This is a genomic window from Streptomyces sp. bgisy027 (assembly GCF_057710365.1).
The window spans coordinates 18,877-43,442 of record NZ_JBYIVZ010000050.1 but is presented as its reverse complement, the minus strand read 5'-3'; the positions used below and the strand labels follow the sequence as shown (position 1 = coordinate 43,442).

Sequence of the window (24,566 nt, the reverse complement as noted above, 5' to 3'; positions counted from 1 at the left end):
CGGCGAGGTCGTGCAGGTGAGGTCCTGCCAGTGGCGGCGGAAGAGAGTGGGGCCGAACCGGCCGGCTCCCGCCACCTCCCGTGCATGGTCCGAGCTGTCGACGCCGGCGGCGGCGGGAGGCCGTAGTCCGGGCGGCGTCGCCGGATCCAAGCGCTCGTAGCAGCCCTGGACCTCGACGAGGAACTCCTCGGTGCCGCCGTTCACATGCTGCGTCCGCACCACGGCCAGGGCTCCGGCCGGACGCAGCGCGTCGGCGGCCTTCGGTACCCGTACCGCCGGGTCGATCCAGTGGAACGCCGTCGCCGACACGACCGCGTCGTACGGCCCGTCCGGCAGCGGCCAGTCCTCGAACCGGGTCGTCACCACGTCCACATCCGGGTACCCGGCGAGATCGCGGCGGGCGACCGCGGCCATCCGCGCCCCCGCCTCGACAGCGGTGATCCGGCAGCCCCGCCGGGCCGGCGGCACCGTCACCTGGCCGGTGCCGCAGCCCACCTCCAGTACACGGCTGCCGGGGACCGTGCCCGCGAGCTCCGCCAGGTCGTCGTACAACCGGGGTCGGCCGGGCCGGCCCGGTCGTACAGCTCCGCGTCCTCGTCGGACGTCCGGCTCGGACGAGCCCGCCGGTACTCCTCGGGACTGTCGTCGCACCGCGTGCGCGTGGGGGGTGCCGGGCATGAGCAGCAGGTTGGCGACACGAGGTCGCGCTCCCGGCGACGGTGCGCGAAACGGCGGCTCGGCGGTACCCGTGGCCCCACCCTTCCGCGACGTCACTGCGCATCGCACCGCATTCGTACGAGTAGCCGCGCTCTGCCTGGGAACCAGCAGCGGTGGAAGGCACAACTAGTCACCACGGCCACGAGCACAGACAGGCCGAAGAGGGTGTGATGGCGACCGATTCGCGTGACGGCGACAAACCGTCGTCCGAGGAGACGCAGAACTGGCAGGCCACATTCGACGGGGGCGTCGGCGATGTGACCAGAGCCCGCCTGAGTGCGGAGCGATTCCTGATGACGCTGGAGCGGGCGTCGCCACCGGCGACGCCCGAGTACCGGGACGACATCGTGCTGGTCGTCACCGAACTCGCCGCCAACGCCATCCAGTACGCGCCGGGGCCCATAGGGCTGACGCTGCGCAGGGCGTTCGACGGTGTGCACGTGACGCTCAGTGACACGAGCACCACCGAACCGGCGCCGCGCCCCTTCCACCCCGGAACCGGCCGCGGCGGCGGTATCGGCTGGTATCTGATCCAGACCCTGTGCGACGAGGTCACCGTGGTGGTGCGGGCGGACGGCAAGGACGTGCACGCCTTCATGCCCTGGTGAGCCACCCGCCCGCCGAACCGGTCGGCTCACCTGAGCGGCACGAACACGCTGACCGTCTTGCCGCCCTCCCGGCGGCGGTCGATCCGGATCTCGCGGGACAGCCGGATGATCAGCGGCCAGCCGTATCCGCTGCCCTCGTGCGTACGGGGGAGGGCCCCGGGCCCGTAGGCGGCCGAGGGGACGGCGTCGCTGTAGTCGTGCACGCTCAGCCGCACCCCGTCGGCGAGCGGGGACACCTCGAACCCCGCCAGGCCGCCGCCGTGCCGGATCGCGTTGGCGACCAGCTCCGACACGACCAGCAGGAGATCCATGACGGCTGTCTCACCGGCCGTGCCGGCCGCAGGCCGCCAGTGCTCCTCGACGACCGAGCGCACATAACTCCGGGCCGCCGCCGCACTGGTGATCGTGACCGGCCGGGTGCGCGCCTCGGCGCTGTCCCGGTCCGGACGGTGCTCCGCCGGTCTCATGGCCGCTCGTCGGTCGCCTGCGGGATGCGCATCAGATGCCGGGCATCCCGGGCGCGTACCAAGTGGACTGCGGTCGCCGTCACTACACCACTCCTCGCTCGCTGTCGTCCGCGCGTCTCGTCGTCCTCGTCCGCACGTGCGCCTGGGGATCCGCTACCCGGGAGCCTGCGAATCATGGGGCAGAGAAGCGTAGTAGCCACCAACGGCAGACAGGTACTCGGGGTCGAGGGTCTCGCGATCGGTCTCGAAACGCGGCGCCGCCTTGGCCTCCGCGCGGGTACAGCGCACCGTCACCACCCGGGTCTCCTCGGCGATGGTGGAGACCAGGCCGGCCGGGATCAGCAGACTCCTGCCGAACACCCAGGCGCCCGTGTCCACGATCAGATGCCGCAAGGGGGTGTCGTCGGCCTGACGGTCCACATGCCCGATGGTCCCGTCACTGGCCTCGACGGAGTATCCGGTGAGCGTCCGCCCTTCGTGATGACCGCTCTCGGGCGCGTAGGCCCAGATTCTGTCGGTGCTCACATCGCATCCTTCTCGGTGTCGTCGTTCTCTTCGCGGTGGCCCGGGCCGGTCAGGCCACGCTCGCCGGCTCTCTCGCCGCGGCGAGCAGCCGGCGGGCCCGCAGCAGAGCCTGCCCCACTTCCCGCGTCCCGGTCGACACGCACAGCGTGTACGCCAGGTCCTGCACGCGCAGCTCGCGCCGCCGGCCGGCGGCGTCCGGCCCGTCGCCCTGCTGGGCCGTGAGCGCCTCGTACTCCTCGACGAGGCCGCGGAGTATCGCCGGATGGGGTATCAGCACAGGTCATCCTTCCTGGGGGTGGTCGTCGCAGCCGGCTCCGAGCACCTCGTCGCGCACCCGGGCGCAGCACCGGCTGATGAGCCGGGAGACATGCATCTGGGAGATGCCGAGTTCGTCGGCTATGCGGCTCTGCGTCATGTCCTCGAAGAAGCGCAGGTACAGGATCGTGCGTTCGCGTTCGGGCAGGCGCCGCAGCCCTTCCTTCGCCGCCTCCCGGTCGACGACGACGTCGTACGCCCCGTCGCACGCGCCGATCGTGTCGGCGAGGCTGAATCCGTCCTCGCTCGACGACATCTCGGCGTCCAGCGACAGGGTGCTGAAGCTGTCGAGCGCTTCGAGGCCCGTGTTGACCTCGTCCTCGGTGAGCCCGGTGTGAGCGGCGATCTGGGCGACCGACGGGTTGGAGCCGTCCGAGGTGGTGAGGTCGCGGCGCGCCACGCGGACCTTGTTGCGCAGGTCCTGGACGCGACGGGGAACCCGCAGGGCCCACATCCGGTCGCGGAAGTGCCGCTTGATCTCACCCGTGATGGTGGGCACGGCATAACTCTCGAAGGCCCCTCGACCGGGCTCGTACCGGTCAATGGCCTTGACCAGACCGAGCGCCGCGACCTGGCGCAGGTCCTCCAGGGACTCGCCGCGGTTGCGGAAGCGGCCGGCGATGCGATGGGCCATGGGCAGCCAGGCCTTGGTCAGTTCGTCGCGTATCGCCTCGCGCTCGGGCCCGTCGGGCAGGGCGGCGAGGCGGACGAAGTCGGATCCGGTGTCGGGAGCGTCGTTGTGGACGCGTCCCCCGGACACACGGGAGCGGGTGGGGTTGTCGGAAACTTGTGCGGACGTCTCGACCAGCATGGGGGAACAACTCCTGAAGCGGCGTTCTCAGGGGGTCTCCGTGGGAAACGGTGCACGGGGCACGAGGCCCCGGAGCGTTCTCAGTTGTGGCACCGGTGCGCCTCCGGTCCGAAGCACGAAGACCCGCATGCCCCACGACCGAGGGCGCAAACAGGGTGCTCCGGATGACAGGGCCGACCGGTCCCGCGAGGGGGTCGGCCTCCCATTTGGGGGGCTTTCGTGTACGACGTGTCCGGATCGGGTGCATCCGAGGGTGAATTCAGGCCAGAACTCATCCCCGTTCCGTGATCCGCGCCACGGTTCAGGAATGAGCGGCGCGAGCGGGGGCACGCGGGCAACTGACAACAGGTTCCGGTTATTGGGAGGGCGTCATGGCAGCCGTGACGGCGGTGCAGGCAACGGCCACGGCACAGGAGGCGGTCACGACGGACGACGCGGCGCTGCCGCTGATCGAGGATCCGACGAAGGTGAGCCCCAAGGACGCACGGGAGTTGTCGCGTCAGTTCTTCGACCGGCTGGTCATGCTCGAAGAGGGCACGCACGAATTCCAGTACGTCCGCAACACCTTGATCGAGATGAACCTGTCCCTGGTGCGGTACGCGGCATCCCGCTTCCGGACCCGCGGGGACTCCCTCGAAGATGTCGTCCAGGTCGGGACCATCGGCCTGATCAAGGCCATCGACCGCTTCGAGGTGTCCCGGGAGGTCGAGTTCACCACGTTCGCCGTCCCGTACATCGTCGGCGAGATCAAGCGGTTCTTCCGTGACACGAGCTGGGCCGTCCATGTGCCGCGCCGGTTGCAGGAGGCGCGCGCCGAGCTGGCCAAGGCGACCGAGGAACTCAGCTCCCGCCTGGGCCGTATGCCCACCACGCGTGAACTGTCGGAGCTGATGTCGCTGTCGGAGGAAGAGGTCATCGAGGCCCGCAAGGCGTCCAACTGCTACCAGTCCGCCTCCCTCGACGCCGCCGTCACCGCTGACGCCGAGAACGGCGAGTCCGTCCTGGCCGACCTGCTCGGCGAGGAGGACCCCTCGCTGGAACTCGTGGAGGACTTCCACTCGTTGGCGCCCCTGATCGCCGGGCTGGACGACCGTGAGCGCCGGATCATCCACCTGCGCTTCGTCGAGGAACTCACCCAGGCGCAGATCGCCGAGCAGATCGGCGTGTCCCAGATGCACGTCTCGCGGCTCATCAGCCGCATCCTCAAGCAACTGCGCGTCGGCCTGCTGGAGCCCGGGGTCGCCTGAGCGACGGCGCCGCACGCACGACGCCGTCCGAGCCGGACCGCGGCCGATCCGGCCGCGGCCCGGCGCCGTCGTCACGCCGTGTGTCGTCGTCACGCCGTGTCGGCATCGCCCGGGTGCCGGCACGGCGCCGCGAGGGGGATCACCGCGGTCACGCGTTTCCCGCCGGCGGGAAGGTCCGACACCAGCACGGTGCGGGACAGCCGGCACACGATGGGCCAGCCGCGGCCGCCGCACCGGTGCCGGCCGTGGCGGTCGACGGGGTCCAGGGCCACCGGGCGCCGTCGCTCCCGGTCGCTCACGGACAGATACAGGTTCTGGCCGACGACCTCGACGTCGAAGCCGGTGATGCCGCCCCCGTGCAGCATCGCGTTGGTCGTCAGTTCGGACGCCACCAGCAGCGCGTCCGAGAGGGTGTCGGGCGCGCAGCCGGCGCCCCGGGTGGGTGTCTGCTCGGACAGGGTCCGCCGTACGACTCCGCGTGCCTCGGCCGGTGAGGCCGGACTCCACGGCTCGTGCCCGCCACGGCCCGCGTCCACCGGGCTCCTGGCGACACCGGTCCGGTAGATCTCACTCATCCTTTCGCTCCCTGACAAAGGCGGGGAGGCGGAGAACCCGCCGAGCGTCCGTGACGACCCCGACCAGGTCCGAGTCCCTTTTCTCCTCCCCATCGCGTGAGGTTCTCTCCCTGTTCGCGTGACCGCTCTGCCGGTTGCCAAACCGCCCCGTCCGCCCCACGGCGTGAAAAGCGGTCAGAAGCTCGAAGGCATACGGCTCATTCGCACGTGCTCTGTGTGCTGGGGAGGTTCGGGGGTAGGCGGGCGAACGCAATCGACGGGCCGTCCCGGGAGATTCCCTCGCACCGGCGAGGCATCGAATCCGGTCGCCGGGGCACCCGTCACCGTCGCCGAGCCTGTGGAGGTACTTGTGTCCGTTGCCCAGAATCCCTTGTCGATCAAGGTGGAAGTGCCCCGTGAGGACGCCGTTCTGCTGACTGTCGAGGGCGACCTGGACATGGATACGGCGACCGAGTTGCAGCACCACCTGGCCAACCAGCTCCACCACGGCCGCAGGCATTTCCTGCTCGACATCGCCGGTGTCCCCTTCATGGACTCGTCCGGCATGAACATCGTCCTGCGGGCGTATCAGGAAGTGCGGGAGATCCCGGGAGGGGTGTACGTCATCTCCCCGACGCCGGCCGTACGGCGGATCATGGATCTCACCGGTGTCAGCATCACGGTCCCGATTGTGGGGAGCATCGAGGAGGCACTCGCCACCGCGGACGCCGGGCCGAGGGACCGGGAGTCCTAGGCCCCGGCGGCCGCCGCCCGCCGCACGGGGGCGAAGACCGCGTCCCGAAGAGGCAGTTCACCGATCGATACCCGCACTCGCATCCAAAACAGTTGCCGTTTGACAACTATGACCATCAGGCAACAGAGTGAGCGAGTCAAGCGCGGGAGGGGTGTGAAACGTGCCGGTCGGCAACGAGTACGGCCCGCGTCGCCGGGCAGCGGTGCGCACGCGGCACCGCCCCGGCGCCGAACCGGGGCGCGGGAGTGTGTCAGGCGCTCCTGGCGTCGGCGGCCTCTTCGGCCTCGTCGCCTTCGTGGATCTCCGCGGACGCCGCGGCGCAGAACGCCTCCAGCCCCTCCAGCAGCGCCGTGCGCTTCGCTACGGGCATCTGCTCCAGCACCGACTGGATCGCGGCCTCGCGCCGCGCGCGCAGTTCCGCCAGAAAGGACCGTCCGCGCCGGCTCAGATGCAGCCGCAGCTCGCGGCGGCTGGACGTGCTGGGCGCGCGCTCCACGAACCCCACCGCCTGGAGGCGGTCGCACAGCCGGCTGGTCGACGGTGGCGTGGAGCCGAGCGCCTCGGCGAGCATGCGCAGGTTGATGCCGTCGCTGTGCTCCAGGATGAACAGCACGCGGATCTGGGAGGCGGACACCGGCGCCGTGGAGGCACGGCCCCACAGGACCTCCAGCAACTCGGCGGCCTCGGAGGTCACACGCGCCACCTCGTCCGGCCGCGGTTGCGAGTACGGGGAAGTCACGGCTCCACTCTTCCAGGCTTCGCGGGCACTGTCAGCCCACCGGTTCGGGCAATACGTACAGAACACTAGATACGGACAAGAAGGACCGACGGACGGCGTCCGCGAACTGCGGGTCCAACGCCGTCACTGTGACAAGAATGGCGTATCCAACATCGTGAACAGATTCGTGGCAGCCGAGCGGGCGCTTCGCTCCGCGGCCCCGCACCAGTTGGTGGACGCGGTCCGCGAAGCTCTGTGCAACGACTATGCGGCGAAGTCCGTCCAGCTCCTCCTGGCCGACTACGGCCTGGCCACGCTCCAGCCGGTACGTCCGGCCGCGAGCGCGCCCCAGTCCGTGCCGGCGCACACCGGCCCGGCCGGACGGGCCTTCGGTTCCCAGGAACCCTTCGTCGAGAAGCTGACCGACGGCGAGGTGCGCCTGCACCTGCCGGTGACCGTGCGCGGTGACCGGCTCGGCGTCCTGGCCGTCACGATGCCCTCCGCCGACCAGGCCCAGGACTGCCTGGACGAGCTCACCGACGTGGCCCAGGTGCTGGCGCACGAGGTGATCGTCGCCGACCGGGACACCGATCTCTACCTGCGGGCGCGCCGCACCGACCGGCTCACCCTGGCCGCGGAGATGCAGTGGCAGCTCCTGCCCGGCCGGGCCTGCGCCAGCACCGAGTACGCGCTGGGCGCCCAGCTGGAACCCGCGTACTCGATCCACGGCGACAACTTCGACTGGTCCGCGTCCGCCGACCGCCTGGTGTTCTACATCACCAACGGCATGGGCGAGGGCATCGAGGCCGCCCTGCTGACCAACCTGGGCATCAACGCCCTGCGCAACGCCCGCCGCGCGGGACTGTCCATCGCGGACCAGGCCGCCCTCGCCGACCAGGCCGTGTACGCCCAGTACCGCGGGGACGCCTACCTCTCCGTGCTCCTGCTCGACCTCGAACTGAGCACCGGCCGGCTCCAGGTCGTCGACGCCGGCTCCCCGCAGATGCTGCGGCTGCGCGCCCGCGGCGTCGACATCCTCGACCTCGAGGCACAGCTCCCGCTGGGCATGTTCGAGGAGACGGACTACGTCGCCCACGAGCTGGCGATCGAGCCCGGCGACCGGCTCCTGTTCGCCAGCGACGGGGTGTACGACGTCGTCGCGCCCGGCGGCGAGCGGTACGGCGATCGCGCGCTGGCCCGAGCCATGGTGTCGACCAGCCTGCTGCCCGCGGCCGAGGTCCCGCGTGCCGTCCTGAGGGAACTGTCCGGTCACCGCGGCACGCCCGTGGCCGACGACGACGCACTGGTCGTCTGCCTCGACTGGTTCGGGCCGCGACAGCCGTCATGAGCGAAACACCCGGCGCTCCCCGCACGGTCGGGCGGCGCGCACCACGAAGAAGGAGGGAAGCAAGTGCCGGAGCAGCAGACGGCAGAAGGCCCGATCGGCCCGGCGGAGGAGGTGGGGGACTTCCTGCGGCTGCGCCGCGAGCAGATCGCCCAGCGCTGGGCCGACGCGGCGGTGTTCCGCACCGTGTTCACCGTCTCCCGGGACGAGGCCGTGGAGGCCGGCCGGGCCGTGGTCGAGGCGCTGGCCGCGGTGGCCTCCTCGGGGCGCGTGGAGGACTCGGAGGCCGACGGGTTCACCGTCGTCCGCGAGCAGCTGGCACGCACCGCGCACTCACGGGCCCGCGCCGGCGCCACCATCGGGCAGATCTCGAGCGAGATGGACGCGCTGCGCCAGCCCGTCACCGAGCTCCTGCTGGAGGAGCTCAGCGGCAAGTCCGCCGAGCACCGGCAGGAGTGCGCCACGGCGCTGGCCGTGCTGATGGGCACCCTGCGCCTGGTCATGCTGGAGACGACCACGATCTCCGGGCAGGAACTCATCAACCGCCAGCGGCTGGAAATGCTCGAGATCGCCACTCCCGTCATCAAGCTGTGGGAAGGTATCGTCGCCGTGCCGCTGATCGGCACGCTCGACAGCGCCCGCAGCCAAGTGGTGATGGAGACGCTCCTGGACGCCGTGGTCGAGCAGCACGCCCGTTTCGCGATCCTGGACATCACCGGAGTGCCGACCGTCGACTCGCTGGTGGCGCAGCATCTGATGAAGACCGTGGCGGCGGCGCGGCTGATGGGGGCGGAGTGCATAGTCTCCGGCATCCGGCCGGCCATCGCGCAGACCATCGTCCACCTCGGCATCGACCTCAGCTCGGTGCTCACCCGCGCCAGCCTCGCCGACGCCCTGGGCTACGCCCTCCAGCAGCAGGGCGCGCACATCGTGGCGAACCCCGCCGCGGCGGAGCCCCGGTGACCGGCGCCGCCACCTACCCGTACGAAGGCCATGTGCCCGTGCTGCGGCTGGGCAGGGTCCTGCTGGTCACCCTCCAGGGCGACCTGTACGACAGCACGGCCGAGCAGCTGCGCCAGGACATCGGCAGGACCGTGTCCGACAGCGCGATCACCGGCGTGGTCATCGACCTCTCCGGCGTCGAGATCGTCGACTCCTTCATGGGGCGTGTGCTCAGCGACGTCGCCGCCATGACCCGGCTGCTGGCCGCGCAGACCGTGGTGGCGGGGATGCGCCCGGCGGTGGCCATCACCTTGGTCGAACTCGGCCTGACCCTGCCGGGGCTGCGCACCGCCCTGCACACCGAGGAGGCCCTGCGCCTGCTCGGCGCCGAGGTCTCGGCCCTGCCTCGCGACGGGCGTGCACGCCGGGAGAGCCCGTGACCCACAGCACCGGCGGCGTCTCGGCCCGCCTGCCGATCCACTCGGACCTGGACCTGGTCCGGGTGCGCCAGCATGTGCGGCAGATGGCGGCCCGACTCGGGTTCGGTCTGGTGGAACAGACCAAGCTCGTCACCGCGGCCAGTGAGTTGGCGCGCAACGCCCTCGTGCACGGCGGCGGGGGCCGCATGGAGTGCATGGAGGTCACCAGCGGCGGGGTACGGGGGCTGCGGCTCGTCTTCAGCGACGAGGGCCCCGGCATCGCCGACCTGGACCAGGCCCTGTCGGACGGCTACACCTCCGGCGAGGGGCTGGGGATGGGCCTGGGCGGCTCTCGCCGACTGGTCCACGAGTTCTCCGTGGAAAGCCGGCGCGGTGCCGGGACCACCGTGACGGTGACGTCCTGGATCTCCGGGCCGCCCCGCCCGCGCGAGGCGCCCTGATGCCGCGCGTCTGGGAGGTGCCCGTCCACGACTCGACCCGGGTGCGTGACGCCCGCGTGGCGGCCCGCGAGGCGGCCCGCCACGCCGGGCTCGCCGACGACCGGGTCGCCACGGCCGAGCTCGTGGCCACCGAACTCGCCACCAACCTGCTCAAGCACGCCGGTGGCGGACGGGTGCTCCTCGACCTCGTGGGCCCGCCCGTGCCGGCCCATGGCGACGAGCGGATCCTCCTGGTCCAGATCATGGCCATCGATCACGGCCCCGGCATGCCCGACACCGCCGCGGCCCTGCGCGACGGGTACTCGACCGCAGCCTCTCTCGGCGCGGGTCTCGGCACCTGTCTGCGCATCGCGGACGACTTCGGTCTGCACAGCACGCCGGGGCGGGGAACGACGGTGATGGCCAGGATCGCCCCCCACCGCGACCATGACTCCGCCGGCCCGCGCTCGGAGCCGCCTCCGGTGCGGGCCGGCGGAGTCAACATGCCGCTTGCGGGAGGGGAGTTCTCCGGTGACGCGTGGGCCTGCGTCCGCGCGGCCGACCGCGTGACGCTCCTGCTGGCCGACGGCCTCGGCCACGGCCCCCAGGCGGCCCGCGCCTCCTCGGCCGCGGTGGCGGTGCTGCGGTCCGTGCCCCACCTGCCGCCGGCCGAGCTGCTGCGGCGCATGCACACCGTCCTGCGCGACACCAGGGGCGCGGCCGTGGGCGTGGCCCAACTCGACCTCGGTGCCGGAAGGCTGCACTTCGCCGGAGTGGGCAATGTCGGAGCCCGGCTGCGTGACGGCGACCACTGGCAGGGGCTGGTCTCCTGCCCCGGCATCGTCGGCGCCCACCTCCCCGCACGCCTGCCCCAGCACCAGGAGCGCTGGACGCGCGACAGCCTCCTCGTCCTGCACAGCGACGGCCTGCCGAGCCGATGGAGCCCCGGTCCGGCCGTGGAGACACCGTCCTCCCTCGACCCCGCCGTGATCGCCGCCTCGATCGTGCGGGACGCCAGCAGCCCCGCCCGGCCGGTACGCGACGACACCGCCGTCGCCGTGCTCGGCCCACGCCCACCGGACCGCCTCTCATGACCCGCACCTTCAACGTCCGCACCGTCACCGACGCCGCGCAGGTCCGCATAGCCACGGCTCGGCTGGCCACCGCATGCGGGGTGACCACCGTCGAGCGCACCCGCCTGGTGACCGCGCTGACCGCACAATTGCGGCAATGCCTCACCAAGGGAGGCCAGTGGCGGGTGGCCGCCGGAGTGTCCCTGTCGCCCCGCGGGGGCGAATTGCACATCGAGGTGGCCCCCGCCAGGCGCCGCCCGGAGGACCGGCAGCCTCCGTGGCGTGCCAGTGTCCCGTGCGCCGAGGACGCGGACGTATCGGGGACCGACCCCGCCGACGACGACCCGACGGCCCTGGCCGAGGCCCTGTTCGGAGCCGACGAGGACGCCGCCCTGCTGCTGGACCGTCTCGACGAGCAGGAGGCGCTCGTCGCCTTCCACCGGGAGGAACTCCACCAGACCAACCAGGGCGTCCTCGCGCTGCACGCCGAACTGGACGCCGCCGGCCGGGCCCAGCGCGAACTCTTCGACGCCGAACAGAAGGCCCGCCGGGAGGCGGAGAACGCCCGCGGCCGGCTGACCTTCCTGGCCGACGCCAGCGCCGCCCTCACCGCCTCCCTGAACCACGAGGCCATCGTGCGGCTGCTCCCCACCCTGCTCGTCCCGCGCTACGCGGGCACCGTGGACGTGTGGCTCTTCGACGACGTCGACGACGCACTGCGCGGCGGCCCCCGCCCCGCAGCCGCCGTCCTGGCCGCCCGCCGTGGCCGCCCGCAGTACGCCGCCGGCCACCCCGGCAACCTGCCCGGCGTCGACGACCAGCCGCCGTCGGCCCTCGGCTCCGGGCAGCCCCTGCTCTGCATCCCCCTGCTCACCCGCCGGGCTCCCCAGGGTGTCCTCACCCTGTCGCCGCCCGACCAGCGCTGGGACGCCGACGACGCCGTCATGCTCATCGAACTCACCCGACGCGCCAGCATCGCCCTGGAGAACGCCCGCCGCTTCGAGCACAACCGGGACATCGCCGAGACCCTGCAACGCGCCCTGCTCACCGAATTGCCGACGACCGACGGCCTGAGCCTGGCCGCGCGCTACCTCCCCGCCACCCGGGGCCTGAACATCGGCGGTGACTGGTACGACGCCATCCGCCAGCCCGACGGCAGCCTGATCACCGTCGTCGGAGACGTCACCGGGCACGGGCTGCACGCCGCGGTGATGATGAGCCAACTGCGCACCGCCCTGCGGGCCTACGCCGTCGACGGCAGCAGCCCCGGGCGGCTCCTGACCCGGCTGCACGAGTTCCTGCACCGCCTGCGGCTCGACCTGTACGCCACCGCTGTCATCGCCCGCATCAACCCGCGGGGGGACACGCTGACCTGGGCCGCGGCCGGCCATCCGCCGCCCGTGCTGCGCGACCCCGACGGCCGGGTGCGCACGCTCGACGACAAACCCGGCGCGATGCTCGGCATCCCGCTGGAACAGGAGATCGACGACCACACCGTGGCCCTCCCGCCCGGATCCACGCTCGCGCTCTACACCGACGGTCTGGTGGAGCGGCGCGCCCAGGGGATCGACCCCGGCATCCAGCGCCTCGCCGACGCACTCGGCGGGTTCGGCGCCGCCGAGCTCGACGACGACCTTCAGGAGTCGGCCGACCGGCTGCTGAACCCGCTGCTGAGCGACTCCGAACACGACGACGACGTATGCCTGTTGCTGTGCCATGTGCACGACCGCACGCCGCGGCAGCGGGCGCCTCAACCCTGAACGGAGCCCTCACCGTCCGCCTCGTGCACGGCACGCAGCGCCTGTTCGAGCCGCAGACGCCGGTCGGGCGGAACGGCGTCCAGGGCGCCGGCCAGGTGCGCGGACAGCCGCTCGGTGACGTCCGTGAGGAGTCTGCGCCCCTGGTCCGTGACCTCCAGGCGCACCTCCCGCCGGTCACCGGGGCGGACGTGCCGCCGCAGCAGCCCCGCCGCTTCGAGCCGGTCGCACAGCCGGCTGGCGGTCGGCAGCCCGACGCCCAGGTGCTCGGCCAGGGCGGTGACATTGAGCGTGGGCCGACGGACGACGGCCTCCAACGCGCGTACCTGCCGCGGTGGAAGGCGCGGACTCACGTCGTCCACGGCCGAGAACCACAGTGCCACCAAGCTCTTCACCGCCTCGGCGAGCTGCCGGCCGGCGACGTGGGAGGGGCTTTCGGGTTCCTGTTCGCGGCACATGGTCCGTCATCCTTCGAAGACCGCGGTCGTCACCGGCCTGGGCTGCATCAGTGCAGGGGCCTACCCGAAGCTGCGGAGACTACACAACAACAGCGGTACGGGGTGTCCGCCGGAGGCCGTGCGCCGCGCCGAAGGCCGAAGGAGCGGGTTCAGCGGGCGATGGCACGCGGATCCACATGGATCTTGGGACCGGGACCGGCGCCGTCCGGCCGCCCACCCGCCAGGACCGGGCCGACTGAGCTGGACAGCCTCGTACGCAAACGCATCCGCGCGCCTCGTCCAGGCTCACCGTCGCCGCCACGAGCGGCCTCGGATCGACCGCTCCGGACGCGTAGGCGCTGATGGTGGTGTCGAGACCCGGCGAGCCGGACAGGACGCCCACCGCCGTCGCCTCCTTCAGCACCGGCGCGCGGGTGGTCGATCCGACTCGGTTCCGCGGCCGGCCCCGCTCACCGAGAGCCTGCTGATCACGCCGTCCATCGGCTGCTCCGGCCCGGTCCACTGCCTGCGGAAGGAAGGCCGGGTGTATGCCGACTGACGGCGAGAGCGGTCAGCCGCGGGTGACCGCGGTGCGTGCCGACTCGTCGACGTGGAGGGTGAAGACGTCGGAACGGGCGTAGTGGCCGGTCGGGTCGAAGTCGAAGCGCGCGCGGGTGAGGTCGTCCAGGTCGAGTTCGGCGGTCAGGATGCCCTCCCCGTCGCGCAGCGGGCCGGCGAGGATCTCGCCCAGCGGGGAGACGATGACGGACCCGCCGCCGATGAGGACGGTGTCGGGCTCGTCGCCCTGCACGGGATGGAGGTCGGCGGGAAGGGCGTCGCGGCGCAGGTACTGGTTGGCGCTCAGTACGAAGCAGCGGCCCTCCAGGGCGATGTGCCGCATCGTGGCCTGCCAGGCGTCGCGGTCGTCCACGGTCGGCGCGCACCACAGGTCGACGCCCTTGGCGTACATCGCCGTACGGAACAACGGCATGTAGTTCTCCCAGCAGATGGCCGCGCCCAGCCGGCCGGCCCCGGTGTCGACGACCGGGAGGGTGGAGCCGTCGCCCTGGCCCCACAGATAGCGTTCGGCGGCCGTCGGCATCAGCTTGCGGTGCAGGCCCAGATAGCCGTCGGGGCCGAAGAAGAGGGCCACGCAGTAGAGGGTCCCGCCCTGCCGCTCGACCGCGCCGACGACGGCGTGGCAGCCCAGTTCCCGGGTGAGCGCGGCCACGGTGTCGACCTCGGGTCCGGGGACGTCGACGGCGGCGTCGTGGTAGCGGCGGAACAGCTCGCGGCCCGCCGGAGTACGGCGGCCCACGCTGATGTCGAAGTCCAGGCCCTTGGGATAGCCGCCGAGGAACGCCTCGGGCAGGACGACCACGTCCGCCCCGCGGTCGGTGACGGCCTCCCGGACGAGCTCCTCCGCACGGCTCAGTGCGGCCTTCGTGTCGAACAGCGGGGCTGCCGCCTGGACCACGGCGGCGGTCACGGTGGAGCGGGACGTGCCGTCCGCGGCGGTGGAGGGGCTCGTTGAGGTCATGACCTCGACCCTAGGAAGCCGATCGATCATCCAGCAAGCAGAACGCGGTATCCCGTCGGGCCTGTCAGAGACTGGCGAGCAGGTCGTCCAGCGGCGCGGGCACGCGGTCGGCGTCGAGGGCCTCGACGAGGACACGACCGTAATGGATCTTGCGGCCCTTCTTGGTGCCGAGGAAGCGCCGCAGCTGCTGCTGTGCGGGACGTCCCTGCTGGGCGGGCTGGTTCAGGAAGGTCCGCAGGGCACGCAGTTCGCCCTGCGCCCGCACCAGTTCGTGCACCCGGCCCACGCCCAGCGCGCGGATGAGTTCGTCCTCCAGATCCGCCGCGCAGACGAAGAAGCTCGGTCGGCCGGCGTCGGCGTCCGCCAGGCCGCGGGTGTAGTAGCTGCGCTCCCGCTCGTCGCACAGCCCAGTCAGACGCAGGCCCAGGCCCGGCGGGCCCAGGAGGCGGGCGTAGCGGCCGATGCTCATCGCTCCGCCCATCGCCAGGACGCAGATTCCCTCGGCCTCCAGGTCGCGGCCGCGTCGCTCGGCGAGCGCGTTGACAGCCGCGACGTCGCTCGGCCCTTCGAGCAGGACGGCCGCCCGCACCGGCAGCCGCGTGGCCAGCTCGCGCGCGGGGCCGTCGGGGCCACCGGCCGCCCACGCGGTGACCGCTTCGCGGAACGCCCCCATGTCAGCCATGAGACGAGTCTCCGCTCTCTTCCGACCCCCACGCCAGGGAATTTCATCTCCGCCATGTGGTGGATGCATTCGAGGTTGGCCCGCAGAGCACGTCGTGGTACGGCTCGCCGGGGTCGGAGCCGTACGGGTACTGGGAGAAGCCGACGATGTCGAGCTGCTCGTCGGTCACGGTGCCGACGCTGTCGCGCCAGCGGTCGATCGCCGCCCGGAACCGCTCCTGCGCCAGGGTGGCGTCGGGGGTGAAGTCGACCAGCAGCTTCGGATCGTACCGGCGTCCGCACAAGGTTCACTCCCATGCGCCGGCGAAGCAGTGGTGCAGGTGCGCCAGCCACCACGCGATCGTCGTCACCGGGGTCACCTCGGGCTCCGGCGGGCCGCTGCGGTGGAGGATCTCCTCGACCTGCTCGACGCCGACGCTCCAGTCCTCGGCGATCCTGGCCACGGACATGCCGTCGGCATCCTGCCACGCGCCCCATGTCCGGCTCCCCTCGCGGTCACCCATGTCGCTCCGCTCAGCCGCAGGCCAGCGGTCAACTCCTGTGAAGCAGCACGGAGTTGGAGTGGGGGCGGTTCGCAGGAACATGGTGCCGCCTGCGAACCGCCCCCGGCTGCCGTCGGATCCGGAACCCCGGTCAGTGTCTCCGCTCACTCAATTCAGAGGATCCAGCGTCAGATACGCCTGCCGCGGGTCGCCGTCGTGGACGAGCGACTCGTGGTTGCCGACGTCGTCGAAGGCGAACGCGTAGGCCTTGCCGTCCTGCATCTGAGCGTGGATGAGCCGTGCGTAGTGGTTGGTCACCCCGTCCTTGTAGAAGTTCGCCGCGGACGTGTCGGGCTGGTTGGCGTTCGACAGCAGCGTCGAACGGTTCAGACCCGCGCACAGCGTGCGGGAGATCGGGCCGCGGACCAGGTCGTTGGGGGCGTCGAGCAGCTTGTGGCAGCCGAAGATGCTGTCCGCGTCGGGCTTCTGGAAGCTCGTGACGACCGTGCCTGCGCTGTTGGTGAAGTTCATGACGTTGCCCGAGACCCGGCCGAAGTACTTGGTGTTCGGCTGGTCGGTGAACGGGGTGACCGTCAGGGTCGTCGTGGCGTACTTCTGCCAGACCCGGTTGACGTAGTCGTTCATCACCGACGCGGGCAGTGCGCCGGTCTCCAGTCCGTGACCGGGGGACAGGGCCCGCAGCACGGTGCCGTCGGAACGCGTCTGGATCAGGCCGGCCCACCCGCCCGACTGGGAGCGCAGCCCGTTGAGGACCGCGTTGTAGCCGCCGGACTTGAGATGGCCGGTGTTCACGGTGGAGCCGTCCGCGCGCTGCACCCCGACGGCGTACGGCGCGGAGAACATGTCGACCTGGGTGCTGTTGAGCCACAGCCCGGCGTCGTTGAGCGTGTACTCCGACCAGTTGAACAGGATGTCGCGGTTGGGGTCGCTCGGGTTCTGCACGGCCGGCTGCACCAGACCGCCGGTGGTGAGGCGGAAGTCCAGCTTGCGGCCGTAGGAGAAGTAGATCCGCCCCGAGAACTTCGGAATCCGGATCGTCGTCGACTGCCCGGGGGCCGGCCCCTGGATCGACGCGTCCGGAGCGGGGGTCGGCGGGTTGCCGCCGGCCGGCCAGGCGTGGAAGGTGCCGCCCGCGTCGGCCCAGCCCTGCCGGCCCGTCGAGAGCTGGGTGCCGAGGTTGTAGACGTACACCGGCTCGTTGCGGCCGGAACTGTTCGTGATCTTCAGCGGAACGGTGTCGGGCACGGCCGCCTGAGCGGGCACGGGCGCGGCGAGCCCGATCACCCCGCCCAGCAGAGCGGATGCCGCGGCCATCGCCGCAAGGCGCTTCCTGAGTCTCCGTAACACTCTCGACCTCCGTGTCAGTGGGGGGACGGAGCTTGGCTGGTGCTGTCCTGGTGCGGATTCTTGAGAGCGCTCTCAGCGTCGCCCCGAGTCAAGGACATGTCAATGAAGTGGGAGCGGTTGGATGAATTCTGTACGGTGTCGGACCGGGACAAACGGGACCAGGCGCGAGACGCTTCCCCCATGGCGAACTCATCCTCCGGCGACACCACGTACCGCTTCGACGACCTGACGGCCCTCTACATCAACTGCACCCTCAAGCCGTCCCCGCAGCGCAGCCACACCCAGGGCCTGATCGACAAGAGCGCTGCGATCATGATGGAGCGCGGGGTCACCACCTCCGAGATCCGGGCCGTCGACCACGACATCGCCCCCGGCGTGTATCCCGACATGACCGAACACGGCTTCGCGTCCGACGAGTGGCCCGCGCTGTACGAGCAGGTGATGGCGGCGGACATCCTGGTGCTCGCCGGCCCCATCTGGCTCGGCGACAACAGCTCCGTCACCAAGAAGGTCATCGAGCGGCTCTACGCCTGCTCGTCCCTGCTCAACTCCCAGGGGCAGTACGCCTACTACGGCCGTGTCGGCGGCTGCCTGATCACCGGCAACGAGGACGGCGTGAAGCACTGCGCGATGAACGTGCTCTACAGCCTCCAGCACCTCGGCTACACGATCCCACCCCAGGCGGACGCCGGCTGGATCGGCGTGGCCGGCCCCGGCCCGTCGTATCTCGACCCGGGTTCGGGCGGCCCCGAGAACGACTTCACCAACCGCAACACCTCGTTCATGACGTGGAACCTCATGCACATCGCCGCCCTGCTGAAACGCTCCGGAGGCATCCCCGCCCACGGCAACCAGCGCTCGGAGTGGGACGCCGGCTGCCGGCCGGGCGCGGAGAACCCCGAGCACCGCTGAGCCCCGTCACACCGTCCGGCTCTGCTCGTCCGGCGTCACCAGTGCCTGGGTGAGCGGGATCCGCGACAGTGCCAGGACCCCGGCGGCGATCAGAACGACCCCGAAGAGCTGAGGGAGCAGCCACCAGCCGGAGCGGATCTCCTCCTCGTACAGGGTGATGCCGAGGGCGAGGCTCACCAGCGCGTCGCCGAGGGTGAGCGCCGGCTGGGAGGCGACCAGGGGTCCGGCCTGCATCGCGTGTTCCAGCAGGAGCAGCGCGCACACGCCGGTCACGGCGAATCCGTACGTCTGCCAGGCGGCGAAGAAGGCCGCCAGGCCTTGGTCGTCGAGGATGTGCGTGGACGCCTTCATCAGTGCCGCGGTCACGGCATAGCTGATCGCTGTCGCGGTGCCCAGGAACGCTGCCCGGGCACGGCCCTCCGGGCGCCGGAAGGCGGCCAGGGCGAGCGCGGCGACGACTCCGGCGCACACCGCGAGTGCGGGGATCCAGCGATCCAGTGCCACGTGGGTGCGATTGCCCGTGGGGGAGGCGGCGGCGAGCGCGACCCCCAGGCCTGCCACCACCACCGCCACGGCCAGCCAGCCGTTGCGCGCCAGATGGCGGCGCATCAGCAGCGACGCCACGATCAGCGTGAGCGGCAGCTCCAGTACGAACAGCGGCTGCACGATCGTCAGCGGTCCGGTCACCAGCGCCAGTGCCTGGCAGACCGCGGCGGCGATCACCGCGAGTATCCCGGCCAGCCAGACGGGCTGGCGCAGCAGATCGAGAACCAGCCCCGCCCGGAACCCCTGGGACTGCGGCACGGTGAGCGCCGCCTTGCGCTGCAGCACCGTCGCGACGGCATTGCTCGACGCGGCGCAGAGCGCGAACACGACGGAGAGCGTGATGTTCAGCGTGGCCACCTCTGAGATCGGCGACGTGCGTGTGACACCGGCTGAGCATGCCGTGAACGCCCGCCGAAGCCCGGCTCATTGACGGGATATCACTCCAGTGGTTCAGTGGCTCAGTCACTGAACCACTCAGGGCCGGGAGCCGGGATGGAAGCACTGCCGCGCGAGACGACCGTCGATGTCCTGGAGAGGCGGCTGCGCGAGGACATTCTCGCCGGACGTCACCCGGCCGGCAGCATGCTGCCGGCCGAGCGTGAACTGGCCGACAGGTTCGGGGTCAACCGCACCACTCTGAAGCATGCCTTCGGCCGACTGGTGCACTCCGGTCTGCTGGAGACACGGCACGGGGTGGGTACCCGCGTACGGGACTTCCTGCGCCTCGGGGGCGCGGACCTGCTGCCGATGCTGGTGCGGCACAGCCCCGACTGGATCGGCGAGGTCTTCGAAGTGCGGCGCAGCATCGGCGCGTTGATCGCGGAGCGCGCCGCTGCCCGCGCCACCGCCGCCCGGATCGCCGAACTGCGCACCCTGATGACGGCCGTCGGGGAGGCGGACGGCGGCGAGGACGTACAGCTCGCGGACGCCGAGGTGCACCGGGCGCTCGCCCGCGCCACGGGCAACCGGGTCTACGTCCTGCTGACCAACACTCTGTTCAACGCCTACCTGCCCGTGCGCGCAGCGCTCGTCGAACCCTTCCTCGACGCCGGGGCCGCACACGACCGCCTCGCCCCGGTCGTCGAGGCCGTTGCCGCCGGCGACGAGGCGGCGGCACGCGTCGCCGCGGGCGCCTACCTGTCGGCGACGGAACGCATCATGCTCGAAGGCCTGGCTGCCTCCCGCGAACGCCGGGACGGTGCCCGGTGACCTCACGAGGGACGGTGTTCCGGGAGACGATGCCGGGCCGCGCCCGGCTGGGCGACGAGGAGCACGAGCGCGCCGTACGACTGGATCTCGTGGTCCGCGCCGACGCCGTGATGCTTCCGCACCGCACGACACAGGCGCGCGTGACCGGGCGGGTGCGGATCGCCGGGCGGGCGGACGACGCCGACGCCGTGGGGGAGATGGAGATCTCGCCCCTGGCCCGCCGCAGGATCCGCTACCGCATCTCCTTCACCCTGGAGGGCCGGCGCCTGGTGCTGGACGGCTGGAAGTCCGTCTCACCCGCACGACCGCTCGCCTCGCTGACAGTGCTGCCCTACACGCTGTACGAGGACGGTGAACGCGTGGGTGAGGGCACCGTGCGATTCCCCGTCACGACCGGCCTGCTGCCCTTCCTCGGGAGCTTCCGCTTCCCGCGTGCGACCGACGCTGCCGCCGATCGGTACCTGGCGCCGCGCTGGGACGGGGAACCGGGGCGCACGGAGGTCTGGTACACCACCCTCACCGACCCGGCGACCGGCAGCGGAGTCTGGCTTCACCACGAGGTCGTCGCCCCCACCGACGGCTCCGGCGCCTACGCGCACGGCTGGGTCGCCGTCTTCCCGAAGGACGGCCCCGCCGAACACGCGCGCTTCGGCCCCGTACCCTGGACGCAGCAGGCGGAGGGCTACGCCGCCGAGGGCATCCACGCCCGTCCCGGCCGACTCGCAGGCTCCGCAGGCTCGTTCACCTGGTCGCTCACCGAGACACCGCGCGGCGAGCCCGTCCACACCTTTCCCCGCTGGTCCTGGCGCCGCCCCTGGCTGCCGGCCAGCCACATGCTGCCCGCGGCGCGTTGCCGCTACGACGGAACCGTCCGGTACGACGACAACGAACTGCGGCTGGACGACGCCGTCGGCGCGAGCGCCCGCATCTACGGCCACGGCAACGCCCGCCGCTGGGCCTGGCTCCACGCCGACCTGGGCGGCGGCGACATCCTGGAGATCGTGGCCGCGGTGTCCATGCGACGCGGCCTCGACAAGCTGCCGCCCCTGGTGTTCCTGCGCCTGCTGCGCAACGGGCGTACCTGGCCGCGCCGCGCCGAGCAAACCGCCGCCGGCTGGGCGGGATTCGGCCGGTTCCGCGCGGACATCGGCCTGCCCGAGTGGCGGGTGTCCGGCCGCGTGGGCCGGCGCCGCATTCGGGTGACGGTGACCCAGCCGCCCGAGCGGACCCTGGCACTCGACTACACCGACCCCGACGGCTCGCCCGCGGTCTGCCGCAACAGCGAGACCGCCGACGCGGTGGTCACTCTGGAGCGTTGGTGGGGCGCCTGGCGGCAGGAGGCCACATGGCGGCTCTCCGGCACGGCCCACGCGGAGGTCGGCGACCGATGAGCCCCTCGACCTCCCCCGGCCTCACCGCGCTTGCCGAAGCGCTGCTCGCGGACGACGGCGCCACCGAGTGGACGCGAGCCGTGCCCCGGCGGGTCGAGACGCTGCTGGACGCGATGCCGGCCCACACCCGCACGGCGATACGCGGCGCGACCACGGCCATCAACGCCTACGCCATGGTCCGCACCGGCCGCCGGCTTCCCGCGCTCGGCGCCGCGGAACGGGAGCACGTCATGGCGTCACTCGCCTCCCACCGGGCGCTGCTGCCCCTCCTGGACGCGGTGAAGGTGCCCGTCCTGCTGGCCGCCGGCACCGCACGCCTCGCACACGACGGCCCCGCACCCGCCGGGCCCGTCCCCGACGATCCGCCGCTCGACTGCACCCCCGCCGACGACTGGCCCACCTGTTCGACCGCCGACGCCGTCATCGTCGGATCCGGCGCGGGCGGCGCGATGGCCGCCCGGACCCTCGCCCGTACGGGCATGCGCGTCGTCGTGCTGGAAGAGGGGGAGCACCACACCACCGCGTCCTTCGCGCACAGGGCTCCGCTCGACCGCTTCACCGACCTCTACCGGGACGGCGGCGCCACGATCGCCCTCGGCAATCCCCCGCTGGTCATGCCCGTCGGCCGCGCGGTCGGCGGCACCACCGTGGTCAACTCCGGCACCTGCTACCGCACCCCGGACCGTGTCGTCACCCGCTGGCTCGACGACCACGGATTCGACGTCGCCGACGGCTTCGGCGCCCACCTCGACGAGGTCGAACGCACCCTGCGCGTGGCACGCCAGCCCCTGGACGTCCTCGGCAACAACGGACGCCTCGCCCTCGCAGGCGCGAAGGAACTCGGCTGGGCCGCCGCGCCCCTGCGCCGCAACGCCCCCGGCTGCCGAGGCTCCTGCCAGTGCGTCGTCGGCTGCCCGACCGGCGCCAAACAGAGCGTCCAGCTGTCCGTGCTGCCCGAGGCCTGCGCGGCCGGCGCCGCGATCGTGACGGGCGCCCGCGTCCTGCGGATCCTCACCGACCGCGACCGGCCGGGCGGTCCACGGGCCGCCGGAGTCGTCGTGAGCCGCCCCGACGGCAGCCGCCTCGAGATCCTCAGCCCGCTGGTCGTGGTCGCCGCCGGCGCCCTGCAGGCACCGCAACTCCTGCGCCGCTCCGGCCTCGGCGGGCACCCGGCCATCGGACGGAACCTCAGCGTCCACCCCGCGATCAGCGTCGCGGGCCGCTTCAGCAGCCCGGTCACCGGCTGGCAGGGCGTCCTGCAGAGCGTAGGAGTGGAGGAGCTGCACGCCGACGGCATACTGATCGAAGCCACCGCCGCGCCCCCGGGCATGAGCTCGTTCGTCCTGCCGGGCGTCGGACGCGAACTGCGCCGCGAGATCGACGGGACGGAACAACTGGCCACACTCGGCGCGATGATCGCCGACCGGCCCTCCGGCCGCGTCCTCGGCCGCGATCGCACGCTGCTCCGCTACGACCTCGCGCCCCACGACGCCGAGCGCCTGCTGCGCGCTCAACGAGCCATGGGCCGCCTGCTGTTCGCCGCCGGAGCGGAGGAGGTTCTGACCGGTGTGCCGCATGCGCCACGCGCCCGCTCCATGGACGAGCTGGAGGCGATGCCCGCCACGGTGACGGTACGTCAGCTGCATGTGTCCGCGTTCCACCCCACGGGCTCGGTCGCCGCGGGGTCAGACCCCGAGCGGTCACCGGCCGACGCGGAGGGACGTCTGCGGGGCGTGCACGGCGTACTGATCGCCGACGGATCCGTACTGCCGAGCTGTCCCGAGGTGAATCCGCAACTCAGCATCATGGCGGCGGCCTTGGCCGTGGCCAGGCGTTTCGCGGGGGAGGTGTGAGGGAGGGCACCTGGCCGTCTCCCGGCCCGTCGGCTACGACCCGGGCGAGTCGGCCAGTTCGGCGATGACCTGGGCGTGGCACGCCTGCGGGACGCACCAGCAGCCGAGCCTGCGGCCGCGCAGCGCGGGCAGCAGGGCGAGCAGGTCGGGACGGCTCAGCAGGTGGGCGCGGTACTTCTCGACCACCTCTTCCCGGGTGCCGTCCCGTCCGGGCCGGAAGGGACTGGCGAGCGGAGAGCCCGCGAGGTTCCAGCCACCGCGGTGCATCGCGCGGCCGACATGGACGACGTCCGCGTAGTCGGGGTCGTCGCGATGCCCCTTCATGTTGACGACCGTGGTGGGGCTCATGCCGTTCATCGGTGAACGTGGTGAACGTGCGGTGCCGGTACCGGGCACCGGCTGTCGTCCGGACACCGAAAAGCTATGCCGCCCCACCGGGTGCGCCCAGTGTCGGAAACGACGCGTCCGATATCGTTTCCGACATGGATGTGGCGGTGCTGGCGTACGACGGCGTGTTCGACTCCGGGCTCTCCGCCCTCCTCGACGTCCTCGACGGGGCGAACGCGATGCGCGCGGAACTGCCGAAGCCGCCGCCCCTCTGGAAGGTCTCCACCATCGGCTTCCGGCGCCGGATCCGCACCGGAGCAGGGCACCTGGTCGAGACGCTCCCGGTGGGCACCGCGAAGGACGCGGACCTGCTGCTGGTGCCCGCACTGGCCGAGCGGCGGCCCGACGCCCTGATCGCCCGCGTCTCCGGCCCGGACGCCGAGCCCGTACGAAGGCTGGTGGCCGCGACGCGTGCCCGCCGTACGCCCGTCGCGTCCGCCTGCACGGGCACGTTCCTGCTGGCCGAGTCGGGGATCCTCGACGGGCGCACGGCCACGACGAGCTGGTGGCTCGCACCGTACTTCCGCAAGCGTTACCCCGCGGTCACGGTCGACGAGAGCCGCATGGTCACCACGTCCGAAGGGGTGACCACGGCCGGGGCGGCGTTCGGACACGTCGACCTCGCGCTCGCGATCGTAAGGATGAGCAGCCCGGCCCTCGCGGACCTGGTCGCGCGTTACCTCGTCGTCGACGAGCGCCCGTCGCAGGCGGCGTACACGATCTCCGCGGCACTCGCGCAGAGCGATCCGACGCTGGCCGCCTTCGAGCGCTGGGCGCGGGTGCACCTGGACCGGCCGATCTCGATCGCCGACGCGGCACGGGCCGTCGGCGTCAGCGAACGCACGCTCCAGCGCGCCGTGCGCCGCACGCTCGGCACCTCACCCGTCCGCTTCGTCCAGGACCTGCGCGTCGAGCAGGCCTCCCACCTGCTGCGCACCACGGATCTGTCCCTGGAGGTCATCGCCCGCAAGGTCGGCTACGAGCACCCCAACACCCTGCGCATCCTGCTCCGCGAGCGCACCGGGGCGACGGCCGGCTCGCTACGGGGCCGATGAACCGAGTGGACGG

26 protein-coding genes and 3 pseudogenes are annotated in these 24,566 nt (G+C 71.9%); 14 read left to right on the top strand and 15 right to left on the bottom strand.

Going from position 1 to position 24,566, the window contains the following annotated elements; all coding sequences use genetic code 11:
- Positions 1–3 precede the first annotated feature (3 nt).
- Positions 4–698, bottom strand: a pseudogene (locus AC3ETA_RS37260) (class I SAM-dependent methyltransferase); the annotation flags it as partial.
- A 189-nt stretch (positions 699–887) separates the two neighbouring features.
- Between AC3ETA_RS37260 and AC3ETA_RS37255 the strand changes: the two are divergent.
- Complete coding sequence (locus AC3ETA_RS37255) at positions 888–1,325, top strand: ATP-binding protein (protein WP_432197318.1); 438 nt, start codon at positions 888–890, stop codon at positions 1,323–1,325.
- Between the two features lie 26 nt (positions 1,326–1,351).
- Here AC3ETA_RS37255 and AC3ETA_RS37250 read toward each other — a convergent pair whose 3' ends face one another.
- From AC3ETA_RS37250 to AC3ETA_RS37235, 4 genes are all read right to left on the bottom strand, one after another.
- Positions 1,352–1,792, bottom strand: coding sequence for an ATP-binding protein (locus tag AC3ETA_RS37250; protein WP_432197317.1), 441 nt, complete (start codon positions 1,790–1,792; stop codon positions 1,352–1,354).
- Between the two features lie 153 nt (positions 1,793–1,945).
- Complete coding sequence (locus tag AC3ETA_RS37245; RefSeq protein ID WP_432197316.1) at positions 1,946–2,317, bottom strand: PRC-barrel domain containing protein; 372 nt, start codon at positions 2,315–2,317, stop codon at positions 1,946–1,948.
- A 49-nt stretch (positions 2,318–2,366) separates the two neighbouring features.
- Complete coding sequence (locus tag AC3ETA_RS37240) at positions 2,367–2,594, bottom strand: DUF5133 domain-containing protein (RefSeq protein ID WP_432197315.1); 228 nt, start codon at positions 2,592–2,594, stop codon at positions 2,367–2,369.
- 3 nt (positions 2,595–2,597) lie between these two features.
- Positions 2,598–3,443: a SigB/SigF/SigG family RNA polymerase sigma factor gene (locus AC3ETA_RS37235; RefSeq protein WP_432197314.1), complete on the bottom strand. Its 846-nt coding sequence runs from the start codon at positions 3,441–3,443 to the stop codon at positions 2,598–2,600.
- A 371-nt stretch (positions 3,444–3,814) separates the two neighbouring features.
- On the opposite strand from AC3ETA_RS37235, the gene AC3ETA_RS37230 reads away from it, so the two are divergent.
- Complete coding sequence (locus AC3ETA_RS37230; RefSeq protein ID WP_432197313.1) at positions 3,815–4,690, top strand: RNA polymerase sigma factor SigF; 876 nt, start codon at positions 3,815–3,817, stop codon at positions 4,688–4,690.
- Positions 4,691–4,779: 89 nt separating this feature from the next.
- On the opposite strand, the gene AC3ETA_RS37225 is transcribed toward AC3ETA_RS37230, so the two are convergent.
- Complete coding sequence (locus tag AC3ETA_RS37225; RefSeq protein ID WP_432197312.1) at positions 4,780–5,265, bottom strand: ATP-binding protein; 486 nt, start codon at positions 5,263–5,265, stop codon at positions 4,780–4,782.
- Positions 5,266–5,614: 349 nt separating this feature from the next.
- Between AC3ETA_RS37225 and AC3ETA_RS37220 the strand changes: the two genes are divergently transcribed.
- Entirely contained in the window at positions 5,615–5,998 is a 384-nt protein-coding gene (locus AC3ETA_RS37220; RefSeq protein ID WP_432197311.1) for an STAS domain-containing protein, read from the top strand.
- Positions 5,999–6,248: 250 nt separating this feature from the next.
- Here AC3ETA_RS37220 and AC3ETA_RS37215 read toward each other — a convergent pair whose 3' ends face one another.
- Entirely contained in the window at positions 6,249–6,692 is a 444-nt protein-coding gene (locus AC3ETA_RS37215; protein ID WP_432197310.1) for a MarR family transcriptional regulator, read from the bottom strand.
- Between the two features lie 199 nt (positions 6,693–6,891).
- On the opposite strand from AC3ETA_RS37215, the gene AC3ETA_RS37210 reads away from it, so the two are divergent.
- From AC3ETA_RS37210 to AC3ETA_RS37185, 6 genes are all read left to right on the top strand, one after another.
- Positions 6,892–8,064, top strand: a complete 1,173-nt coding sequence (locus AC3ETA_RS37210; RefSeq protein WP_432197309.1) for a PP2C family protein-serine/threonine phosphatase — start codon at positions 6,892–6,894, stop codon at positions 8,062–8,064.
- 63 nt (positions 8,065–8,127) lie between these two features.
- On the top strand, positions 8,128–9,024 hold the full coding sequence (locus AC3ETA_RS37205; protein WP_432197308.1) for an STAS domain-containing protein: 897 nt from the start codon (positions 8,128–8,130) through the stop codon (positions 9,022–9,024).
- Positions 9,021–9,443, top strand: a complete 423-nt coding sequence (locus tag AC3ETA_RS37200; RefSeq protein WP_432197307.1) for an STAS domain-containing protein — start codon at positions 9,021–9,023, stop codon at positions 9,441–9,443. The genes AC3ETA_RS37205 and AC3ETA_RS37200 overlap by 4 nt, the downstream gene beginning before the upstream one ends.
- Positions 9,440–9,883: an anti-sigma regulatory factor gene (locus tag AC3ETA_RS37195; protein WP_432197306.1), complete on the top strand. Its 444-nt coding sequence runs from the start codon at positions 9,440–9,442 to the stop codon at positions 9,881–9,883. Before AC3ETA_RS37200 ends, AC3ETA_RS37195 begins: the two co-directional genes overlap by 4 nt.
- Positions 9,883–10,956, top strand: a complete 1,074-nt coding sequence (locus AC3ETA_RS37190) for a SpoIIE family protein phosphatase (protein ID WP_432197305.1) — start codon at positions 9,883–9,885, stop codon at positions 10,954–10,956. Before AC3ETA_RS37195 ends, AC3ETA_RS37190 begins: the two co-directional genes overlap by 1 nt.
- Positions 10,953–12,695 carry a PP2C family protein-serine/threonine phosphatase gene (locus tag AC3ETA_RS37185; protein WP_432197304.1) on the top strand — a complete coding sequence of 581 codons (1,743 nt, stop codon included), beginning with the start codon at positions 10,953–10,955 and terminating at the stop codon, positions 12,693–12,695. Before AC3ETA_RS37190 ends, AC3ETA_RS37185 begins: the two co-directional genes overlap by 4 nt.
- On the opposite strand, the gene AC3ETA_RS37180 is transcribed toward AC3ETA_RS37185, so the two are convergent.
- The 6 genes and pseudogenes from AC3ETA_RS37180 to AC3ETA_RS37155 all read right to left on the bottom strand — a co-directional run bounded on the left by AC3ETA_RS37180 (position 12,686) and on the right by AC3ETA_RS37155 (position 17,167).
- Positions 12,686–13,150, bottom strand: coding sequence for a MarR family winged helix-turn-helix transcriptional regulator (locus AC3ETA_RS37180; RefSeq protein ID WP_432197303.1), 465 nt, complete (start codon positions 13,148–13,150; stop codon positions 12,686–12,688). The genes AC3ETA_RS37185 and AC3ETA_RS37180 overlap by 10 nt on opposite strands.
- A 149-nt stretch (positions 13,151–13,299) precedes the next feature.
- A pseudogene (locus tag AC3ETA_RS37175) lies at positions 13,300–13,596 on the bottom strand (hypothetical protein); the annotation flags it as partial.
- 104 nt (positions 13,597–13,700) lie between these two features.
- The gene (locus AC3ETA_RS37170; protein WP_432197302.1) at positions 13,701–14,669 is read right to left on the bottom strand and encodes a nitrilase-related carbon-nitrogen hydrolase; all 969 of its coding nucleotides are present in this window, start codon (positions 14,667–14,669) and stop codon (positions 13,701–13,703) included.
- Between the two features lie 64 nt (positions 14,670–14,733).
- Entirely contained in the window at positions 14,734–15,351 is a 618-nt protein-coding gene (locus AC3ETA_RS37165; RefSeq protein WP_432197301.1) for a TOPRIM nucleotidyl transferase/hydrolase domain-containing protein, read from the bottom strand.
- A gap of 44 nt (positions 15,352–15,395) precedes the next feature.
- Positions 15,396–15,820, bottom strand: a pseudogene (locus AC3ETA_RS37160) (DinB family protein); the annotation flags it as partial.
- Between the two features lie 180 nt (positions 15,821–16,000).
- Positions 16,001–17,167 carry a glycoside hydrolase family 64 protein gene (locus AC3ETA_RS37155; RefSeq protein ID WP_432197300.1) on the bottom strand — a complete coding sequence of 389 codons (1,167 nt, stop codon included), beginning with the start codon at positions 17,165–17,167 and terminating at the stop codon, positions 16,001–16,003.
- Between the two features lie 213 nt (positions 17,168–17,380).
- On the opposite strand from AC3ETA_RS37155, the gene AC3ETA_RS37150 reads away from it, so the two are divergent.
- Positions 17,381–18,112, top strand: a complete 732-nt coding sequence (locus AC3ETA_RS37150) for a flavodoxin family protein (protein ID WP_432197299.1) — start codon at positions 17,381–17,383, stop codon at positions 18,110–18,112.
- A 6-nt stretch (positions 18,113–18,118) separates the two neighbouring features.
- On the opposite strand, the gene AC3ETA_RS37145 is transcribed toward AC3ETA_RS37150, so the two are convergent.
- On the bottom strand, positions 18,119–19,015 hold the full coding sequence (locus AC3ETA_RS37145; RefSeq protein ID WP_432197298.1) for a DMT family transporter: 897 nt from the start codon (positions 19,013–19,015) through the stop codon (positions 18,119–18,121).
- A 135-nt stretch (positions 19,016–19,150) separates the two neighbouring features.
- Between AC3ETA_RS37145 and AC3ETA_RS37140 the strand changes: the two genes are divergently transcribed.
- From AC3ETA_RS37140 to AC3ETA_RS37130, 3 genes are read left to right on the top strand one after another with little or no spacing between them, the layout of a single operon-like run.
- The gene (locus tag AC3ETA_RS37140) at positions 19,151–19,867 is read left to right on the top strand and encodes a FadR/GntR family transcriptional regulator (protein WP_432197297.1); all 717 of its coding nucleotides are present in this window, start codon (positions 19,151–19,153) and stop codon (positions 19,865–19,867) included.
- Entirely contained in the window at positions 19,864–21,258 is a 1,395-nt protein-coding gene (locus AC3ETA_RS37135) for a tocopherol cyclase family protein (protein WP_432197296.1), read from the top strand. The genes AC3ETA_RS37140 and AC3ETA_RS37135 overlap by 4 nt, the downstream gene beginning before the upstream one ends.
- On the top strand, positions 21,255–23,111 hold the full coding sequence (locus AC3ETA_RS37130) for a GMC family oxidoreductase (protein WP_432197295.1): 1,857 nt from the start codon (positions 21,255–21,257) through the stop codon (positions 23,109–23,111). The genes AC3ETA_RS37135 and AC3ETA_RS37130 overlap by 4 nt, the downstream gene beginning before the upstream one ends.
- Positions 23,112–23,144: 33 nt before the next feature.
- Here the strand turns inward: AC3ETA_RS37130 and AC3ETA_RS37125 are convergent, their stop codons facing one another.
- The gene (locus tag AC3ETA_RS37125; RefSeq protein ID WP_432197294.1) at positions 23,145–23,459 is read right to left on the bottom strand and encodes a DUF4326 domain-containing protein; all 315 of its coding nucleotides are present in this window, start codon (positions 23,457–23,459) and stop codon (positions 23,145–23,147) included.
- A gap of 134 nt (positions 23,460–23,593) precedes the next feature.
- Between AC3ETA_RS37125 and AC3ETA_RS37120 the strand changes: the two genes are divergently transcribed.
- On the top strand, positions 23,594–24,553 hold the full coding sequence (locus tag AC3ETA_RS37120) for a GlxA family transcriptional regulator (protein ID WP_432197293.1): 960 nt from the start codon (positions 23,594–23,596) through the stop codon (positions 24,551–24,553).
- Positions 24,554–24,566: the final 13 nt, after the last annotated feature.

What these genes read in the sequence shown, in the direction of transcription:
- AC3ETA_RS37255 (WP_432197318.1), top strand. Translation starts at nt 888, where the DNA reads ATGGCGACCGATTCGCGTGACGGCGACAAACCGTCGTCCGAGGAGACG.
- AC3ETA_RS37250 (WP_432197317.1), bottom strand. Translation starts at nt 1,792, where the DNA reads ATGAGACCGGCGGAGCACCGTCCGGACCGGGACAGCGCCGAGGCGCGC.
- AC3ETA_RS37235 (WP_432197314.1), bottom strand. Translation starts at nt 3,443, where the DNA reads ATGCTGGTCGAGACGTCCGCACAAGTTTCCGACAACCCCACCCGCTCC.
- AC3ETA_RS37230 (WP_432197313.1), top strand. Translation starts at nt 3,815, where the DNA reads ATGGCAGCCGTGACGGCGGTGCAGGCAACGGCCACGGCACAGGAGGCG.
- AC3ETA_RS37225 (WP_432197312.1), bottom strand. Translation starts at nt 5,265, where the DNA reads ATGAGTGAGATCTACCGGACCGGTGTCGCCAGGAGCCCGGTGGACGCG.
- AC3ETA_RS37190 (WP_432197305.1), top strand. Translation starts at nt 9,883, where the DNA reads ATGCCGCGCGTCTGGGAGGTGCCCGTCCACGACTCGACCCGGGTGCGT.
- AC3ETA_RS37185 (WP_432197304.1), top strand. Translation starts at nt 10,953, where the DNA reads ATGACCCGCACCTTCAACGTCCGCACCGTCACCGACGCCGCGCAGGTC.
- AC3ETA_RS37180 (WP_432197303.1), bottom strand. Translation starts at nt 13,150, where the DNA reads ATGTGCCGCGAACAGGAACCCGAAAGCCCCTCCCACGTCGCCGGCCGG.
- AC3ETA_RS37170 (WP_432197302.1), bottom strand. Translation starts at nt 14,669, where the DNA reads ATGACCTCAACGAGCCCCTCCACCGCCGCGGACGGCACGTCCCGCTCC.
- AC3ETA_RS37165 (WP_432197301.1), bottom strand. Translation starts at nt 15,351, where the DNA reads ATGGCTGACATGGGGGCGTTCCGCGAAGCGGTCACCGCGTGGGCGGCC.
- AC3ETA_RS37155 (WP_432197300.1), bottom strand. Translation starts at nt 17,167, where the DNA reads ATGGCCGCGGCATCCGCTCTGCTGGGCGGGGTGATCGGGCTCGCCGCG.
- AC3ETA_RS37150 (WP_432197299.1), top strand. Translation starts at nt 17,381, where the DNA reads ATGGCGAACTCATCCTCCGGCGACACCACGTACCGCTTCGACGACCTG.
- AC3ETA_RS37140 (WP_432197297.1), top strand. Translation starts at nt 19,151, where the DNA reads ATGGAAGCACTGCCGCGCGAGACGACCGTCGATGTCCTGGAGAGGCGG.
- AC3ETA_RS37130 (WP_432197295.1), top strand. Translation starts at nt 21,255, where the DNA reads ATGAGCCCCTCGACCTCCCCCGGCCTCACCGCGCTTGCCGAAGCGCTG.
- AC3ETA_RS37125 (WP_432197294.1), bottom strand. Translation starts at nt 23,459, where the DNA reads ATGAGCCCCACCACGGTCGTCAACATGAAGGGGCATCGCGACGACCCC.
- AC3ETA_RS37120 (WP_432197293.1), top strand. Translation starts at nt 23,594, where the DNA reads ATGGATGTGGCGGTGCTGGCGTACGACGGCGTGTTCGACTCCGGGCTC.